Below are 15,948 nucleotides of genomic sequence, written 5' to 3'. Positions count from 1 at the left end.
GATTGATTATGAAAGCTCTAGAAGAGATTTTGCAATATAATAAGGAATTTGTTGAAAGTAAAAAATATGAAGAATACGAAACAGGAAAATACCCAAATAAAAAAATGGTGCTTATTTCATGTATGGACACGCGTCTAGTTGAACTATTGCCAAAAGCGATGAACATGCGTAATGGTGACGTGAAAATTATTAAAGTAGCTGGCGCTGTTATTTCGCATCCATTTGGAAGTATTATGCGCAGCATTTTAGTCGCGATTTATGAACTTGGTGCAGATGAAGTATGTGTAATTGGTCACCATGATTGCGGTATGGCGAAAATTCAAGCGAGCAGCACGATTGAAAAAATGAAAGAGCGCGGTATTTCAGAAGAGAAACTAGATACACTTCGTTATTCTGGAATCGATTTAGAGAAGTTTTTACGCGGGTTTTCAAGTGTAGAAGAAAGCGTGGAGCACAGTGTGTCTATACTGCATAACCATCCGCTTATGCCAACAGAAGTACCTGTACACGGACTTGTTATTCATCCGGACACTGGAAAGTTAGATGTTGTTGTGAATGGTTACGAAGGTTAATTCTTCTCCTGTTTTTTCTCCGGGACAGGATCGAATCCGCCTGGATGAAATGGGTGGCATTTCAAAATGCGTTTCACTGTAAGCCAACTTCCTTTTAATGCACCGTGAGTTTGAATCGCTTCGAGCCCGTAGTGAGAACATGTTGGATGGAAGCGGCACGTCGGCGGTGTCATTGGAGAAATAAACTTTTGATAAAAGCGAATAATACCGATGAAAATGCGTTTCATAATGGTCTCCTTTCCTGCATATGCTGTAAGTATTATAGCATGGTCTGTACATAATACTTTACTAATTTGTAATTCCGTTATATCATATTGGATATATAGGAATTATAAATAAAGGCGGGAGAGATGAATATGCCATCAGTAGAAAGCTTTGAATTAGATCATACAATTGTAAAAGCGCCTTATGTAAGACATTGCGGCGTTCATCAAGTAGGAAAAGACGGTATTGTAAATAAATTTGATATCCGTTTTTGCCAACCAAATAAACAAGCGATGAAGCCAGATGTTATTCATACGCTAGAGCATTTATTAGCATTTAATTTACGTAAATATATCGATCGTTATCCACACTTTGATATTATTGATATTTCGCCAATGGGCTGCCAAACAGGATACTACCTTGTCGTAAGTGGTACACCAACAGTACGCGAAGTTATCGATTTATTAGAGTTAACATTGCAAGACGCAATACAAATTACAGAAATTCCTGCGGCAAACGAAACGCAGTGTGGCCAAGCGAAACTTCATGACTTAGAAGGCGCAAAACGCTTAATGAATTTCTGGTTAAGCCAAGAGAAAGACGAACTTGAGAAAGTGTTTGGATAAGATGTTTGGAAAGCTGCCTGGGAAAGGCAGCTTTTTTATTTAGAAATAAGGAAAAAGCCAATTTCATTGAGGTGAAATAAGTGTACTACACTAATAAGAAGAAAAGGAGGCGATTGTAATGAACTGGTCAGAAGTAAGAGGGAAATATCCTCATACATTTGTACTTATCGAGGCTGTTTCGGTATATTCAAAAAACAATAAGCGGATGATTCAAGAGATGGCTGTGGTAGATGAGTACAAAAGTACAAGCGTTGCATGGAATGCGAAGTATTTTTAGCATGATAGCACTCCTTATCATTTTTTGTGGTAGTTTTTAGTGAAAGAATTGCGAGAGCGGAACATATATCGCAAAGGCACCAGTAAGAAACAGTAAAATCCCAGTAGACGTTTGTTGTTTTTTGAATTCTGCAATACTTGAAATGACACACATGAGTCCTAAAGAGATGAGCATACAAGGTAAAATGAATAGATTGTTATCTGTAAAAAATCCAAATACTCCTAAAAGTAGCGTGATGATGGAAAAAGTAATACGTAATATTTTGAGCATATTCGTATCCTCCTTAACTAAATCCTTTTAAAACGGTACCGAGTAATAGCGCCGTTTTTTATAGTTGAATCCACAAAAGATTTATCCCGCATTAACGGGCAGTAAGACCCCCACCTCAAGATTCAGAGAAAAGCGAAGAAGATAGGTGGGGGATAACTGCCCGTAAAAGCCCGATTGGTTCAACTAACCATCAGTGGGGGATGAAGAAAACCCCCACTGATGGAAGTTTCACTTTATTGCGAGTATTTTGTTCAGAATATTAAGATTTATAACCTTGTGTTTATTTTATCATTAAACTAACTATATTTTTACATATTTTTGTAAAAAACGAAAACAATAGAAAGTAAAGTAGGTGAAAGAAGGGACGTTCTATGGATAGGAAAACATACTATATTTCAGTTGCAAATGGCGAAATTTCACAAGTGAAAACAGCCAATACATATAGTTTTACGATTGAAGCGACGGATGAAGAAATTCTGAGGCTGCGAGAGTACTTTGATAACGCGTATCGTGAAGATCTTGGGACATTTGTGCGTTCGCATGTGCCGTTTGTAGAATATCATCATGATTCCAATAATGATCGGTATGATGAGCAATTGCAAAAAGCATATCGAATGATTTATGAGCTTGGTGACAATGAGGCGAAAGAGTTAATTGCACAAATGGGTATTATCGACGGGTTATGATAGGATAAGATTAGTCATACTAGTCAGAATGTGCTACAATTTATGGTAAGAAATTTGTAACCATCAATAGGGGAGTAGGGCATGTACACATTTAAAGATTACTATCATAACACTGTACAATTATCGTTTGAACGTTACCCATTTTCTCCTGAGCCAAAGCATGTGTGGGTTGTATGCCGGTACGGAGATCAATGGTTATTAACCCATCATTTGCGCCGTGGTCTTGAATTTCCAGGTGGAAAGGTAGAAGAGGGAGAAACACCAGAAGAAGCGGCAGCTCGTGAAGTTCATGAAGAAACGGGTGGTATTGTATCAAGCTTAACGTATATTGGCCAATATAAAGTATCCGGGAAAGATAAAATAATCATTAAAAACATTTATTTTGCAACAATTAGTGCCTTAGAACAACATACGCACTATGAAGAAACGAAGGGATCTGTATTATTGACACATATTCCAGAGGACATTAAAGTAAATAGACGCTTCAGTTTCATTATGCGCGATGACGTACTTGCGCGCACGATGCGACATATAGAAGAAATCGGCTGTTTTACGAAGTAGAGCAACCGATTTCTTTTTTATTTGTACAAAATTAGGTCTGTTAATACGTGATAAACAACTACAATGTCTATATAGCTTTGTTTTGATTTTTTAAATATCTTTGTTAAGTCCTCGGTGTTTTTTGTAAAGATTGATAAATAAGTAAAAAATAATCTTTTATGATATAAATTGCTTTATATTCACTTAATTCTCTTTTCTTCTTGATGAGGAGTAATTGGCACATTTGAAACATGGTGGAAGAACAAAGAGGAATACTAATTAATTGTCCATATAAATGACATTCTAGCCGTTCTAAATTTACAGAATTACAGTAATGAATACGAAAAAATGATTCTATCTTAAATACAGAAAATCGTTATTAAAAAATATGGTTGCTAATTTTATCCCGCATGAACGGGCAGTAAGACCCCCACCTAAAGATTCAGAGAAAAGCGAAGAAGATAGGTGGGGGATGAAGAAAACTCCCACTGATGGAAGTTTCACTTTATTTCGATCTTCCTTGCACCCAAGCAGCAATATCATTTATAACATACTCAGGGATATTAGCAGGACTATAATATTCATCCGGTTTACTTAATTCTCCATTTCCTTCTGTAAAGAAGTGATTTAACTTTGGATATAGTCGATAATCAACGTTATCTCGCTCTTTTAATTGTTCTTTCCAAAGAGGAATTTCGATTTTTGATTGAACTTGATAGTCTCTTTCTCCTTGAATAATAAGAAGCGGTGTCTTTTGTTCTTTTGACATTTCTGCTGCTTTAATTTTACGGATAGAATCCCAAAATACTGGTGATCCTAAATAAAAATCTTTTGGAGGATTCTGACTAGAGAAATTGGGATCATTTAATAATTTAAATTGCGATTTGTAAAATTTATATTCTTCAGGTTTCATTGCTCCAATAGAAAAAAGATACTCAAATTGATCTAAAACAACATCTTGGATTGTACGGGCTGGTCCTCCCATCACAATTGCCCCAGCAATATTTTGATTTTGGTCTTTTTCGATCATTTTCGGAAGCATCATTCCACCTTGACTATGACCAAGGATATAAATTTGATTCTTATTTATCATAGGTTCATTTTGAAGAAAACGAGTCGCAAGAAGTGCATCATCCGTTGTCTCTTTATCAACTGTATAAAAAGGACTAAGTTGTGTTTTTAATCCATGTTCATAAGTTCGTTTATTATAGCGAAGGACAGCAATTTCTTTCGAGGCAAGACCTTCAGCTAAATCGCGAAATGGTTTTAAAGCAAACGCTGTTTCATCCTGATCGGTTGCTCCAGATCCTTGAACAAGAATAACCGCTGGGAAAGGCCCCTTTCCCTTTGGAACAGACAATGTTCCTGGTAATGGAAACGCACCACTTCCAACTACTACTTCTTTATCAACAAATGATTCAGGCTTACTATATGGTGGACGCTCTGCAACAGGACTAAATGACATGCTAAGCTGAAAATCATCTATTTTTCCAGATGGATCTAGTTTAATTAGTAAAGGTACAGTAAATAGTTCAAAAACTAATTTAATCTCTACATTTGTATGAACGGAATTTGTCTCTTTTTGTGTTACCTCTCCAATTCCTATAAAAGAACCTGCTTGTAATTGCACCGGGAGTCCCTTCCAATAGCTCTTCAGCCGTTTTTCGGAGATTATTTTCTGTAATGATCGAGAAGTTAAATCAAATGCAGATTTATAATTTTCAGTATGCATATAGCGGATAAATGTAAGAGTAGTAGATATAACAGGATTTTCATTATCAGTATTGTCTATTTTTTTTATATTTGTGTTTGTTTCCTGTAATGTCGAAATAAATTGGTGGTTGAACGGATTATTATATGTATTGGGATATAAACTTGTTTTCAATACATCTGTATTCCGTCCCTCATATAAACTTGAAGAACTCGCGAAATTTTTAGGTGAAATTACTTCCTCCGCATAAGAAACAGAAGGAATAGTTATCGCACAAATTGCACTGACAAGTAATAACTTATTCCCTATTCGTTTTTTCGTGCTCATATTTATTGATTCTCCTTTCAAAATTAAAATTTTTTAATACAACATGCCAAGTACTATAAGGAAAATAAAAATTATCAAAGAGATTCATAATCTACTACGATTCCCCTAACAAGTTAAAAAGCCATTATAAACAAACTTCAATAAAAAATGCCTTCTCCCTCTTTTTTTATGACTGGATTTTTTGAGTGGAATGGAAGGGCCGCGCTGAATCACATATAACTGACCAAAGGTAAACCAGTATCATATGGTGGATATAAAATAAAATTCCAGTAGAAATGTTATTTTTGATTTCATACTTTGTTTGAACTGAAAAAGTATTTATAAAAAAGGGGGCTTTTTAACCAACTGACTAAAGCATATTATTGTATCTTTTGCCAAAATTGATTATGATTTCAATGAAATAATAGAATGCAAGGAGGATGTTATGAGGAAAAACCATATTCATTTTTTATTTTTGCTCATATTTATTTGCTTGATTAGTAGCTGTAGTAAAGCAAAGAATGTGGCAAAAGAAGTATGTAAAACAAAAGAAGAGTGTTTAAAAACCGGAGATGCATTCCTTAGTAAAATTAATAAAAACATGCAAGGAATCTCTGAATTAGAAACACATACGGAAGTAGAAAGTAAGGAAGAATTAGCAGCTTATGAAGAACAAAGAGGAGATGACGAACGTTACTTCTTTTTAGCCTCTTATTATATTGATAATAATGAATTAGTAGATCCATATTTTGAAAAGCTAGATAAAAAAAGATTACAGAAAGTCTTTGCTGATGATAAAGAAGTTAGAGAAGAAATTAGTGCATTTCATGAAGAAACAGATTATCACGAAGCATTATGGGATATGTACAGTGTGTTAATACCAGCAAAATATAGAGAGGATATAAAAGAGTTTGATATTGTATCGGATGGATATGATAACATCGTTGCTCATGTGATGCAAAATGAAAACAATCCTGAAGACTGGGTATTAAGTTTAGATGCATTAGATTCCAACGTTAATATAAACGAAGTGATGAAAACGTTAATTCATGAAACGGCTCACGTTTTAACGTTAAATAAAACGCAAATTCCTGTAGATAAAAAGTATGTAAAAGCTGTTACGGAAGAAAAAGATATCTCCGCATATGAATCGAAATGTACGACACTGTTTTTAACAGAAGGCTGTACAAAGAAAAAGTCGTATGTGAATCAATTTTATGAACAGTTTTGGAAACTACTTGAAGGTGAATGGAAAGAGAAGAAAGTAGAGACAAATGTAGAAGCGCAAATGCAGTTTTTTAAAGAACATGAAGACAAATTTGTTTCTGAATATGCAACAACGAACGTCACAGAAGATATTGCTGATACATTTACAGCGTTCATTTTACAAGATTCTAACAAAGTGAAAGAGTCAAAAGAAGTAAAGTATCAAAAGATTGCTTTCTTTTATCAATTTCCAGAGCTTGTGAAAATGAGAGCGGAGGTGCTATCAGGATTACAGCAAATTTCGGAGGAAGTGGAAGAAGCGTAGGATAAAGATATTAATCCTATAATTTGGGAGATAATTTACAAACGAAATGTCGAACTTAGTCGAAGTTTGTTGTAATATGGAGGTTATAGTTTTAGGATGTGATTTATAGAGGAGATGCGAATCCTTTTGCTTGAGCAAGAGGAGAGAATTTATACATATATCCAAAATGTAAAGAGAAATACATAAGAGAATGGAGAAGAGAATATGAATCAAGAGCTAGCAGGGTTTTGGAGACGATTTGGGGCTATCCTTTTAGATGTATTAGTATTTGTTCCCCCTATTGTGATTTTTACATTAATAGGTATGTCTGATGAGGCATCAGACACAATAGTAGGTATTTCACAAACGCTATACTTATTAATTGTTCCTATTGTATGGTCTGGGTTTACAGTAGGTAAGAAAGCAGTAAACATTCGAATTGTACGAATGGATGGACAGAATATTACGATTTGGACTACAGTAAAACGTTACTTATTAAGTGGAATTATATATGGTTTTATGTTTGGAAGTGGTTTTATTGTAAGTGCATTTATGGTAGCACTGCGAAAAGATAAACGTTCTATTCACGATTTTATTGCAGGAACGCAAGTTATTCGTGATTAATAAGAAAGCAACCTACATTGTGTTAGGTTGCTTTTTTCGTGCGTGTAACGAATTTTTCAAATGCTGCGACAAGTACATACATAAGGGTGGCAAGAATACAAGTGAGAAGCACGCTCAGCAAGACGAGTGTAAAGTTAAAGACTTGAAAGCCGTAGCTAATTAAATAGCCGAGTCCTTCTTTGGAAATGAGCAGTTCACCGAAAATGACCCCAACCCAAGAGAGACCGACATTTACCTTTAATGTGGAAATAATCGCTGGGAACGATGCTGGTAAAATGACTTGTTTATAACATTGCCATTTATTTGCACCAAAAGTTTGCATGACCTTTACATAATTGGCGTCTACTTCTTGAAAAGCGCTATAAATGACGAGGATTGTAACGATGATGGAAATGATGACACCCATCGCTACTGCCGATGAAATATTAGGCCCGAAGATGACGATAATAATGGGGCCAAGCGCTACTTTTGGCATTGCGTTTAAGACGACAAGGTACGGGTCGAGTACACGAGCAATGAATGGGCTCCACCATAAAAAGGTTGCGATGCACGTACCGAGAAGTGTGCCAAGGATAAAGCCAAGACACGTTTCAAGGAGCGTTGTATATATGTGTGGCCAAAGGGAATGATCTTGCCATTTTGTGATGAGCAAATGAAAGATGCTAGACGGTGAGCTAAATAATAATGGATCAATCCACTCGTTTCGGCTGGCGATTTCCCATAATGCGAAAAAGAGTATGAGCAGGAGCAGCTGCAAGATTCGAACAGCAAATGTCCGCTTTTTTTCACGTTTTTGAAAACTTTGATGAAATTCTTTTATATTATTCAAGTTGTTCCAACTCCTTCCATATTAACTGGAAGAATGAAGGGAAATCGTGGTGCTGACGTGCTTCAAACGGCGAGAGGGAGCGAATGGTTTCTGGGACTGAAAATACTTTCGCGATGCGGCCTGGTTTTGCTTGCAACAAGTATATACGATCGCTCATCGCAATGGCCTCTTCAATGTCATGTGTAACGAGAAGTGATGTTTTCTTATATTCTTTTAAAATAGAAAAAACGAGTTCTTCTAATTTTAGTTTTGTTTGATAATCAAGGGCAGAGAATGGTTCATCTAGTAATAATATTTTCGGATTTGTGACCAGTGTCCGAACGAGAGCAGCGCGCTGGCGCATTCCGCCTGATAATTCACGCGGGTATTGCTTCTCAACACCTTGCAAACCAACTTGTTCTAACAAATGCAAAGCATGTTGCTTCGTTTTAGATGTGTATGTTTTTGTAATGTATAAGCCGACGGAAATATTATCTTCAATCGTTTTCCATGGAAACAAGTAATCTTGCTGAAGCATATAACCGATGGAAGACGTTGGTTTTGTGATGCGTTCACCATCAAGAAAGACGGTTCCTTCAATGGAGTGTAGTAAACCTGAAATGATAGAAAGTAATGTTGTTTTGCCGCAGCCGCTTGGGCCAAGGAAGGAAATAAATTCTCCTTCTTCGATTGTTAAAGAAATATTCGATAAGACAAGACTGGCATTGTCTTTTGAGAAGAAGCAATGAGATACGTTGGAAAGCTCTAGGAAGTTCATGAGACTCGCCTCTATTTCTTAATGACACTTTCCGCAATGGATGTGTTCACTAACTCTTTATGTTGCACTTCTTTCGGTAATTCGCCAGCTTCTTTCATAATGGTTTGCAGTTGTTTCCACTCTGCCTCGTCTAACAGTGGATTCGTTGCGTACGAATGTTGTTGTTTATAGCGATCGATGACTTTTACCATAATATCTTTTGGTGTATCTTTAAAGCGCGGTTCAACAGCTTTTGCAATTTCTTCTGCGCTATGTGTATCGACCCATTGCTGCGCTTTATAAATAGCACGTGTAAATTTCTCTGCGGTTGCCTTATCTTTCTTTAAGAAGTTTTCTTTTGCCATAAAGGTTGTATACGGAACAGTTCCGGATTCAACGCCGAATGAAGCAACGATATAACCTTTTCCTTCTTTCTCGAAAATGCTAGCAGTCGGTTCAAAGAGTTGCACGAAATCGCCGGTACCAGATGCAAAGGAATTTGCGATATTCGCAAATTCGATATTTTGAATTAAATTTGTATCTTTGTGCGGATCAATTCCATGTTTTTTCAGTACGTATTCGCCAACCATTTGCGGCATCCCGCCTTTACGCTGACCAAGAAAAGTTGTGCCTTTCACATCATTCCAGTTAAAAGAATTAAGTTTTTTGCGAGAAACGAGAAATGTTCCATCTGTTTGTGTTAATTGGGCAAAGTTAATTGCCGGATTTTTTGCTCCTTGCGCATAAACATAAATAGATGTTTCTGAACCGACAAGCGCAATATCGATGCCATTTGATAATAAAGCTGTCATCGTTTTATCGCCACCAGCAGTTGTTTGCAGATCAACTTCTAGTTCTTCATCTTTAAAAAATCCTTTTTCCATTGCAACATATAACGGAGCGTAAAATAATGAATGTGTCACTTCACCAACGCGTACTTTCTGTACCTTTGCATTTTCATCTTTTTTATTACACGCAACAAATGTAAAGGCAGTAAGAAAAACAATTAAAAAACACGCTAGAATTTTTCGCAATGTATGACACCTCCCAAAATACATTTACTTTAATGTATGTAGGTAAATGCCTATATGTGAGTGGACATAGGAGGAATTTTTTGAGCATGGAAGAAGTGAAAGATAAGGGATAGCTAACAAAGAAATAAGGAGGATTTCTATGATTAATTTTCTTTTTTTCTTTTTCATATTGACCACCGGTTTCACAGTACTACAATTTCTATTTTATAGGTATGCAATGAAAAGCATTCATAAGTATAAGGAAGGAAATTTGGTTCATACGTTGTTAGAGATGCAAGTGAAGAAGGGACCAAAATTAGATTTCAGTGATTATTCATTCGTTTTTATCGTGTGTCTCCTGTGGAAATTTTGGCTTTTTTCGTCATGAAAATGGAAGTGTCATTTTGTTAATAGAGACGAGGTATGTAACATGAATACGAAAGTAAAACAAGCAATGCAATATTTTAGAGGAAAAGAAGAAAGCTGTAAGAAACTCTCTAGTGGGTTTCAAAATGAAGTATACGAGTATACATATGAAGGAGAAAGCCGGATTTTACGAATAACTTCAAACTCTCGTAGAAGTGTCAAACAAATCCAAAGTGAACTGGATTTTATACGTAGCTTACAAGCAGGCGGCGTGAATGTTTCCTTGCCGGTTGCTTCTTGTTTTGGGAATGAGGTTGAACAAATAGATAGAGAAGAAGAATCATTTTTTCTTACTTCATTTATAAAGGTACCTGGTCAGTTTGTGAATGTGGCGGATGAAAGAGAATGGAATAGGAAGCTATTTCAAAATTGGGGGCAAACAATTGGGAAGATGCATGCGATCGCGAAACAAAATGCTAGCAATTATGAATCGTATGAGAGACCCGTTTGGAAGTGCGATATAAAATCTATGAACTTTTTAAAATCGATCAGTACAACGTTAGCTGCAAGCTATGAAAACATGATTAGCGAAGTTCAAGAACTGTCTAAGGAGCAAGATACATACGGGCTCGTTCATAATGACCTTCATCAGGGGAACTTTTTTGTTCAAGACAACACATTAACAATTTTTGATTTTGATGATTGTTCGTTTAACTGGTTTGCTCAAGATATTGCTGCGTCATTTTACCATGCAGTGTGGCAAGGATTATCAGTAAGGCCAGAACATGTATCGTTTCCGCAAGAATTCATGAAGTATTTCACCGAGGGATACAACAAAGAACATTTAATGAATAAAGAGATACTAAGGCAAGTTCCGCTTTTTCTAAAACTGCGCGAAGTCTTTTTATTTACGCTGTTTCATAACGTGTGGGATGCAAAAAATTTAGAAGATTGGCAAGCGTATACACTGCAAGATTTACAGCACCGGATTGAACATGAAATTCCGTATACGAATGTAGACTTTTTGACGTTTGTTTAAGAACTCCTTTTTTAAACTCTGTTTAGTAACAGGGTTCTTTTTGTGCATAAAAAAATACAGCAATCGTTACAATAAAGTACATAAAAAGATTATGGAGGATACACGTGGAAACGAAGTCGATTATAGCACTAGGGATTTTCTTGATTACATACGCTGGGATTATTTCAGAAAAACTCCACCGTACACTTATTGCAATGTTAGGTGGAATCTTAATGGTGGTCTTCGGGGTCATCGATCAAAAAACAGCTATTCATCATATTGATTTTAATACAATCGGTTTGTTGGTTGGGATGATGATTATTGTATCAATTACTGCGCAGACAGGTGTATTTGGCTACATTGCGATACGGGCTGCGAAAAAGGTGAAAGGAAATCCAATCCGACTTCTTTTTGTGCTCGGACTGATTACTGCCATCGCATCCGCCTTTTTAGACAATGTCACGACAGTTTTACTCATCGTTCCAGTTACATTAAGTATCACATCACAACTGAAAGTAAATCCTACTCCTTATTTAATCACTCAAATTTTCGCTTCGAATATTGGTGGCACTGCTACTATGATTGGAGATCCGCCTAATATTATGATTGGTAGTGCTGTAAAAGAACTAACATTTCTTGCATTCATTAATAATTTATCATTGATTAGCTTTATTATTTTATTAGTGTCTCTTGTTATATTTACGCTCATTTATAGAAAAAAACTCAAAACAACACCTGAGTTAATAAACGAATTACTGAACAAGGATGAAAGAAACGAGATTAAAGATGTAAGGCTATTGAAAAAGTGTGTCTTTGTTATTGTAGTGACAATTGGCGGTTTTTTTCTGCATCAATTTATCCATATTGAAACAGCTACAATTGCCTTGTTTGGGGCCTTTCTTTTACTGCTGATGACAGGAGATAGATATTTAGATCGAACATTAGAAAAGGTAGAATGGACCATTCTTTTTTTCTTTATCGGCTTATTCGTTATAGTTGGTGGATTGGTGGAAACAGGGCTTATCGCAATGGTGGCTAAAAAAGCGATGGCTCTAACCGGGGGGGAGGTAAAAATGACAACGCTCTTAATTTTATGGATGAGTGCGATTGTCTCTGCTTTTGTTGACAATATTCCATTTGTAGCGACAATGATCCCCATGATAAAAGAAATGGGGTCAATTGGAATCACAAATTTAGAACCATTATGGTGGAGTTTATCACTAGGAGCCTGTTTAGGTGGTAACGGAACGCTAATCGGAGCCAGCGCCAATTTAGTAGTAGCTGGACTAGCCGCAAAGCAAGGACACCATATCTCCTTTATGAAATATTTAATAGTTGGATTCCCTGTGATGATAATCTCCATTATCTTATCAACGATTTACATATATGTTCGGTATTTAATGTGAAGAAAGAAGAGAAGAAAAGTTTTCCTCAAAAAAATGTATAGGAGAAACAACTATGAAGAACAAACGGATTTATATGGATCCTCCGAAAACATTAGTAGTAGGATTCGCTCTCATTATTTTCATCGGCGCGCTTCTTTTAACGCTTCCAGTTGCAACAACAGATGGTCAAGGTCTTCCTTTCTTAAATGCATTGTTTACAGCTACATCTGCTACATGTGTAACAGGACTTGTCGTAGTGGATACGGGAACAACTTTCACGTTGTTCGGCCAACTCGTTATCTTGTTTCTTATTCAAGTAGGCGGTTTAGGATTTATGACATTTGCGATCTTTTTTTCCGTTTTGTTAGGAAAAAGGATTTCTCTGAAAGAAAGGCTGTTATTACAAGAGGCATTGAACAATTTATCCATTGCGGGCATTGTTCGTTTAGCAAAAAGAATTCTTATTTTTACAGTTGTAATTGAATTCATCGGTGCCGCTTTATTAGCGATTCGCTTTGCGTTTGATATGCCTCTTTCCAAAGCAGTGTATTACGGCATATTCCATGCTGTTTCCAATTTTAATAACGCAGGATTCGATATAATGGGAGAGTTTAAAAGCTTGACTGCGTATGTAGAAGATCCAATTGTTACATTGGTCGTCTGTGCATTAATTACACTAGGCGGTATTGGATTTATCATTATGAATGAAGTATATGAATATAAACGGATTAAACGCCTTTCCTTGCATACGAAGGTAGTTCTGTTTACAAGTTCTTTGTTAGTAGTGGTGGGAACGGTTCTAATTTTCTTATTGGAATTTCATAATCCAAAAACGTTACAACCGTTATCTGCATTTGGAAAATTTTTAGCTTCTTTATTTCAAGCTGTCACCCCAAGAACAGCTGGGGCAAATACACTCAATATTCCAGATTTACATCATTCAACCCTTTTTATTATTATTATTCTCATGTACATCGGGGCATCTCCTGGATCTACGGGTGGAGGAATTAAAACAACTACATTTGCAACTCTTTTAGGTGCAGTATGGTCACAAATAAAAGGAAAAGAAGATGTAACCTTTTTTCGAAAAAGAATTGCATACGATACAATTTATAAATCACTTACCGTTATGTTAGCTGGTCTTTTCATCGTTATAATAGCTGCCATGTTGCTAACAATAACAGAACCAGGGAAGGACTTTTTAATGATTCTCTTTGAAGCAACATCTGCTTTTGGAACGGTAGGGCTCTCTATGGGACTGACCCCTGAATTATCTCCTCTTGGAAAAATTATCATTACTTTAACGATGTTTGCAGGAAGGGTAGGACCATTGACTATCGCTTTTGCCGTTACACTGCGAAGAAATGCAGATCCGTTCAGTTATCCGAAAGGAAAAATTATGATTGGTTAGATGTTCATTCATCCTTAGAGGAGCGATAGAAATATGAGAAAGCAATACGCAGTCATTGGACTCGGAAGGTTTGGTTCAAGTATTGTAAACACATTAGTAGAAGCAGGACATGAAGTGTTAGCAATAGATAGCAATGAAAAACGTGTAAATGAACTTGAGGATGCGGCTACCCATGCTGTTATCGCTGATGCGACAGATGAAGAGGTATTAAAAGCAATCGGTATTCGAAATATTGACACAGTCATTGTCGCAATTGGAAATGATATTCAAGCAAGTATTTTGACAGTGTTGGTACTAAAAGAATTAGGGGTAAACAAGGTTGTGGTCAAGGCGCTAAATAAACGACACGGACAAGTGTTAGAGAAGGTAGGCGCGGATTGGGTCGTATTTCCTGAGTGGGATATGGGTGAGCGTGTAGCACATCAGCTTATGTTACCAAATGTTCTTAATTTCATTGAACTCGCTAAAGATTATAATATTGAAGAAATTAAAGTGCCTCCTAGCATGTCAGGAAAAAGCCTGAAAGAGTTGGATATTCGAGCAAAATTAAATTTAAATGTCATTGCGATTAAAAGTAAGGGGAGAATCAACATTTCTCCTTCTCCAGATGAGGTTGTGCAAGAAGGGGATGGTTTAGTGATGATTGGAGAAAAGATAAATTTGCATCGTTTTGCAGATTTTGAATAAGAAGTAAGTTTGAAAGGGATGTAACTTAAATACCTTTCTTTTTAGGAGGAACGAGAGCATCTGGCCGTGCATAGAAACGGTCAGGGGCTTTTTCTGCCACATGCAATGTTTAAAACAAAAGAAGAAATCAAGAAAAAAGCGATGTAATAGCTCACTACATATGTAAGCTATTACATCGCTTTTTTATACAGACCTCATTCAATATGGTATCAAAATTTTGAAAAACAGTCTATTTCTTTTTGAATCATGTAGTTAACATGAGAGTGAAAGCAATGATGAATGGGGGCTATTCTATGTCAGTGTTTGCACAATCTTCATTTCAGTGCCGCATCGAGTGGGGACGGCGCGGAGCTAGAGAAGCAGCTAAGCGTGGTGATATTACCATTATTGTAGATGTTCTTAGCTTTTCTTCAGCAGTGGCCAGCGCCTTACATGTAGGCGCTGAAATTTTTCCATATCCGCCGCCATTGAATGAAGAAGCAAAAGTGTATGCGAATCAATTGGGTGCAGAGCTTATATTAAGTAGGGCAGAAGCGGCGAAGGCAGGGAGACATTCGTTATCCCCAGTAACATTTAGCGCTGCTGATTTTGGGAAAAGATTTGTTTTATGTTCGTTAAACGGTGCAGCTTGTACGTGGATTGCTTCGAAAGTTCCGGCTCTTTTAATTGGCTGTTTACTTAACGCTTCGGCAATTGCAGAGGCAGCGAATCATATCCAAAAACAAACAGGCGCAAATATAACAATTGTTCCTTGCGGTGAACATTGGGAAGATCCAAAAGAAGATGAAAATGATTTAAGACCAGCGATAGAAGACTACTTAGGCGCAGGTGTAATCATAGAAAAATTACAAGGGAGTAAATCAGTAGAAGCACAATTATGTATGGGCGCTTTTCAGTATGCAACGTCCAATCTTAATGAATTCATTTGGGATTGCGGAAGCAGTAGGGAGTTACGAGAGCGTGGATTTGCGGAAGATGTAACGTATAGTGCAGCTGTAGATGTGCTGCAAGTAGTGCCGGTTTTTCAGAATGGTCGCTTTGTGAATTTCTTGAAATAAGATCTTCTTTAGGAATCTGCTGCATAGTTACATTATTTTCTAGCAGTTTTATATTTTATATAAAAAGCGAAGTCTTCATCAGACTCCGCTTTTTTCATGTATCATAAATCAATTGTTTA

Annotated in this window: 18 protein-coding genes and 1 pseudogene; 12 read left to right on the top strand and 7 right to left on the bottom strand. The window is 36.5% G+C overall.

Features of this window, described 5'->3' with window-relative positions:
- Positions 1-8: 8 nt before the first annotated feature.
- A complete protein-coding gene (locus tag PLX19_RS11110; protein ID WP_272188651.1) occupies positions 9-572 on the top strand; it encodes a beta-class carbonic anhydrase in 564 nt (187 codons plus the stop codon).
- Here PLX19_RS11110 and yidD read toward each other — a convergent pair.
- Positions 569-799 (bottom strand): membrane protein insertion efficiency factor YidD, encoded by a 231-nt coding sequence (gene yidD / locus PLX19_RS11105; protein WP_272188650.1) that lies wholly within the window; start codon positions 797-799, stop codon positions 569-571. The genes PLX19_RS11110 and yidD overlap by 4 nt on opposite strands.
- 129 nt (positions 800-928) lie before the next feature.
- Between yidD and luxS the strand changes: the two genes are divergently transcribed.
- Both luxS and PLX19_RS11095 read left to right on the top strand, forming a co-directional pair.
- Positions 929-1,402 (top strand): S-ribosylhomocysteine lyase LuxS, encoded by a 474-nt coding sequence (luxS, locus tag PLX19_RS11100; protein WP_272188649.1) that lies wholly within the window; start codon positions 929-931, stop codon positions 1,400-1,402.
- Positions 1,403-1,520: 118 nt separating this feature from the next.
- Complete coding sequence (locus PLX19_RS11095) at positions 1,521-1,679, top strand: hypothetical protein (RefSeq protein WP_272188648.1); 159 nt, start codon at positions 1,521-1,523, stop codon at positions 1,677-1,679.
- Positions 1,680-1,715: 36 nt separating this feature from the next.
- On the opposite strand, the gene PLX19_RS11090 is transcribed toward PLX19_RS11095, so the two are convergent.
- The gene (locus PLX19_RS11090; protein WP_272188647.1) at positions 1,716-1,949 is read right to left on the bottom strand and encodes a DUF3953 domain-containing protein; all 234 of its coding nucleotides are present in this window, start codon (positions 1,947-1,949) and stop codon (positions 1,716-1,718) included.
- Positions 1,950-2,320: 371 nt separating this feature from the next.
- Here PLX19_RS11090 and PLX19_RS11085 point away from each other — a divergent pair, with 371 nt between their 5' ends.
- Together PLX19_RS11085 and ytkD are read left to right on the top strand one after the other, a co-directional pair.
- A complete protein-coding gene (locus PLX19_RS11085) occupies positions 2,321-2,635 on the top strand; it encodes a hydrolase (RefSeq protein WP_272188646.1) in 315 nt (104 codons plus the stop codon).
- Between the two features lie 81 nt (positions 2,636-2,716).
- On the top strand, positions 2,717-3,196 hold the full coding sequence (gene ytkD / locus PLX19_RS11080) for an RNA deprotection pyrophosphohydrolase (RefSeq protein ID WP_272188645.1): 480 nt from the start codon (positions 2,717-2,719) through the stop codon (positions 3,194-3,196).
- 118 nt (positions 3,197-3,314) lie between these two features.
- Here the strand turns inward: ytkD and PLX19_RS11075 are convergent.
- A pseudogene (locus PLX19_RS11075) lies at positions 3,315-3,530 on the bottom strand (IS4 family transposase); the annotation flags it as partial.
- 150 nt (positions 3,531-3,680) lie between these two features.
- The gene (locus PLX19_RS11070) at positions 3,681-5,213 is read right to left on the bottom strand and encodes an alpha/beta hydrolase (protein WP_272188644.1); all 1,533 of its coding nucleotides are present in this window, start codon (positions 5,211-5,213) and stop codon (positions 3,681-3,683) included.
- Positions 5,214-5,637: 424 nt separating this feature from the next.
- Between PLX19_RS11070 and PLX19_RS11065 the strand changes: the two genes are divergently transcribed.
- Positions 5,638-6,723: a recombinase family protein gene (locus PLX19_RS11065; RefSeq protein WP_272188643.1), complete on the top strand. Its 1,086-nt coding sequence runs from the start codon at positions 5,638-5,640 to the stop codon at positions 6,721-6,723.
- A 204-nt stretch (positions 6,724-6,927) separates the two neighbouring features.
- Positions 6,928-7,326, top strand: coding sequence for an RDD family protein (locus PLX19_RS11060; RefSeq protein ID WP_272188642.1), 399 nt, complete (start codon positions 6,928-6,930; stop codon positions 7,324-7,326).
- Positions 7,327-7,348: 22 nt separating this feature from the next.
- Here PLX19_RS11060 and PLX19_RS11055 read toward each other — a convergent pair whose 3' ends face one another.
- The 3 genes from PLX19_RS11055 to PLX19_RS11045 are packed head-to-tail and all read right to left on the bottom strand — an operon-like array spanning position 7,349 to position 9,949.
- Positions 7,349-8,155 carry an ABC transporter permease gene (locus PLX19_RS11055; protein WP_272188641.1) on the bottom strand — a complete coding sequence of 269 codons (807 nt, stop codon included), beginning with the start codon at positions 8,153-8,155 and terminating at the stop codon, positions 7,349-7,351.
- The gene (locus tag PLX19_RS11050) at positions 8,148-8,912 is read right to left on the bottom strand and encodes an ABC transporter ATP-binding protein (RefSeq protein WP_272188640.1); all 765 of its coding nucleotides are present in this window, start codon (positions 8,910-8,912) and stop codon (positions 8,148-8,150) included. Before PLX19_RS11050 ends, PLX19_RS11055 begins: the two co-directional genes overlap by 8 nt.
- 11 nt (positions 8,913-8,923) lie before the next feature.
- Complete coding sequence (locus PLX19_RS11045; protein WP_442869040.1) at positions 8,924-9,949, bottom strand: ABC transporter substrate-binding protein; 1,026 nt, start codon at positions 9,947-9,949, stop codon at positions 8,924-8,926.
- 385 nt (positions 9,950-10,334) lie between these two features.
- On the opposite strand from PLX19_RS11045, the gene PLX19_RS11040 reads away from it, so the two are divergent.
- The 5 genes from PLX19_RS11040 (at position 10,335) to PLX19_RS11020 (ending at position 15,829) form a co-directional block, all read left to right on the top strand.
- Positions 10,335-11,309: a phosphotransferase enzyme family protein gene (locus tag PLX19_RS11040; RefSeq protein WP_272188637.1), complete on the top strand. Its 975-nt coding sequence runs from the start codon at positions 10,335-10,337 to the stop codon at positions 11,307-11,309.
- 104 nt (positions 11,310-11,413) lie between these two features.
- Positions 11,414-12,694 (top strand): ArsB/NhaD family transporter, encoded by a 1,281-nt coding sequence (locus PLX19_RS11035; protein ID WP_272188636.1) that lies wholly within the window; start codon positions 11,414-11,416, stop codon positions 12,692-12,694.
- Positions 12,695-12,746: 52 nt separating this feature from the next.
- A complete protein-coding gene (locus PLX19_RS11030) occupies positions 12,747-14,084 on the top strand; it encodes a TrkH family potassium uptake protein (RefSeq protein WP_272188635.1) in 1,338 nt (445 codons plus the stop codon).
- Positions 14,085-14,117: 33 nt separating this feature from the next.
- On the top strand, positions 14,118-14,771 hold the full coding sequence (locus tag PLX19_RS11025; RefSeq protein WP_272188634.1) for a potassium channel family protein: 654 nt from the start codon (positions 14,118-14,120) through the stop codon (positions 14,769-14,771).
- Positions 14,772-15,028: 257 nt separating this feature from the next.
- Entirely contained in the window at positions 15,029-15,829 is an 801-nt protein-coding gene (locus PLX19_RS11020) for a 2-phosphosulfolactate phosphatase (RefSeq protein ID WP_272188633.1), read from the top strand.
- The last annotated feature ends 119 nt before the right edge of the window (positions 15,830-15,948 follow it).

Origin of the sequence: Bacillus sp. BP-3, from assembly GCF_028401955.1 — a bacterium.
In the GTDB taxonomy this organism is placed as follows: domain Bacteria; phylum Bacillota; class Bacilli; order Bacillales; family Bacillaceae_G; genus Bacillus_A.
This window is presented reverse-complemented; position numbering and strand designations above follow the sequence as displayed.

Coding starts and splice junctions, on each gene's coding strand:
- PLX19_RS11110 (WP_272188651.1), top strand. CDS start 9: ATGAAAGCTCTAGAAGAGATTTTGCAATATAATAAGGAATTTGTTGAA.
- yidD (WP_272188650.1), bottom strand. CDS start 799: ATGAAACGCATTTTCATCGGTATTATTCGCTTTTATCAAAAGTTTATT.
- luxS (WP_272188649.1), top strand. CDS start 929: ATGCCATCAGTAGAAAGCTTTGAATTAGATCATACAATTGTAAAAGCG.
- PLX19_RS11095 (WP_272188648.1), top strand. CDS start 1,521: ATGAACTGGTCAGAAGTAAGAGGGAAATATCCTCATACATTTGTACTT.
- PLX19_RS11090 (WP_272188647.1), bottom strand. CDS start 1,949: ATGCTCAAAATATTACGTATTACTTTTTCCATCATCACGCTACTTTTA.
- PLX19_RS11085 (WP_272188646.1), top strand. CDS start 2,321: ATGGATAGGAAAACATACTATATTTCAGTTGCAAATGGCGAAATTTCA.
- ytkD (WP_272188645.1), top strand. CDS start 2,717: ATGTACACATTTAAAGATTACTATCATAACACTGTACAATTATCGTTT.
- PLX19_RS11070 (WP_272188644.1), bottom strand. CDS start 5,213: ATGAGCACGAAAAAACGAATAGGGAATAAGTTATTACTTGTCAGTGCA.
- PLX19_RS11065 (WP_272188643.1), top strand. CDS start 5,638: ATGAGGAAAAACCATATTCATTTTTTATTTTTGCTCATATTTATTTGC.
- PLX19_RS11060 (WP_272188642.1), top strand. CDS start 6,928: ATGAATCAAGAGCTAGCAGGGTTTTGGAGACGATTTGGGGCTATCCTT.
- PLX19_RS11050 (WP_272188640.1), bottom strand. CDS start 8,912: ATGAACTTCCTAGAGCTTTCCAACGTATCTCATTGCTTCTTCTCAAAA.
- PLX19_RS11045 (WP_442869040.1), bottom strand. CDS start 9,949: ATGTATTTTGGGAGGTGTCATACATTGCGAAAAATTCTAGCGTGTTTT.
- PLX19_RS11040 (WP_272188637.1), top strand. CDS start 10,335: ATGAATACGAAAGTAAAACAAGCAATGCAATATTTTAGAGGAAAAGAA.
- PLX19_RS11030 (WP_272188635.1), top strand. CDS start 12,747: ATGAAGAACAAACGGATTTATATGGATCCTCCGAAAACATTAGTAGTA.
- PLX19_RS11025 (WP_272188634.1), top strand. CDS start 14,118: ATGAGAAAGCAATACGCAGTCATTGGACTCGGAAGGTTTGGTTCAAGT.
- PLX19_RS11020 (WP_272188633.1), top strand. CDS start 15,029: ATGAGAGTGAAAGCAATGATGAATGGGGGCTATTCTATGTCAGTGTTT.